We start from the raw sequence: 755 nt of genomic DNA, 5'->3' as shown, positions 1-755 counted from the left end.
GGGCGAATACCCCGGAACAAGTGGGCGCATGTTGTCGGAATGGGTGGGCGCATGCTCCGGAATACGCAGAGGTCCTATTGCGCCTGGATCTTCCGTTGGCGTAACAAGTTCGGCAGGCGGTAAAAATGTCTCCACCGCTTCGCCGGACCATTCGCCAATCTTCTTCGCATCATGAATGGTGGTGAAAACAAACCGAAGGAGATCGAAGCCGGCAACGACGTGCACGTCCTCTGGCAAGGCGCTGCCATAGGCAATACTGGGGGCATGCGACGCCAGTCTACCGGCTGCGACCTGGGCCCGTTCGTGAAATTTTCGAAGATTAACCGCATCATTCGCATTGCCCTCGAAGGCAAAATCAATCTTGCCGTCATCATTCAGGATTGGAGTGCCATTCTGCGCGTGGCATACCAGTGCGGAGCCCGCAAGAAGATCGGTTTCGAAAAGGCGGCCACTGCGGAACGCGCCGAGATCCTGCACAATCGCCCTATCCTTCGGGATCAGGATGAGGGCTTCTGATGCCACGGGCTCATAGGGACCATTTTCGTTCATCATACCTCCATGCGACCAAAACCGTGTCGCTCAGACTGAAATATTGGCCATTTCAGCGAATTTAGAAATCGATGATACAACCGCCCTGATCCTGCTGAAAGATTAGGATCAGGGCAATGGCTTGTGGAAAGGACGGATGTTGGAAGTCGACGCTTTTCCGTATCAACTATTGGGACGCGTCACTGTGATTGTGTGTTGGTCCAGCT

General features: G+C 54.2%; 1 protein-coding gene. It reads right to left on the bottom strand.

Annotation, left to right across the window (positions count from 1 at the left end; all coding sequences use genetic code 11):
- Positions 1–549, bottom strand: a 549-nt coding sequence (locus tag ACOI1H_RS25950) for a hypothetical protein (protein WP_422441235.1), incomplete at its 3' end; no start/stop codon positions are given.
- Positions 550–755: the final 206 nt, after the last annotated feature.

Source organism: Loktanella sp. DJP18 (genome assembly GCF_049310965.1).
Classification (GTDB): domain Bacteria; phylum Pseudomonadota; class Alphaproteobacteria; order Rhodobacterales; family Rhodobacteraceae; genus Loktanella.
The sequence above is the reverse complement of the archived record's forward strand: the minus strand, read 5'-3'. Positions and strand labels throughout refer to the sequence as shown.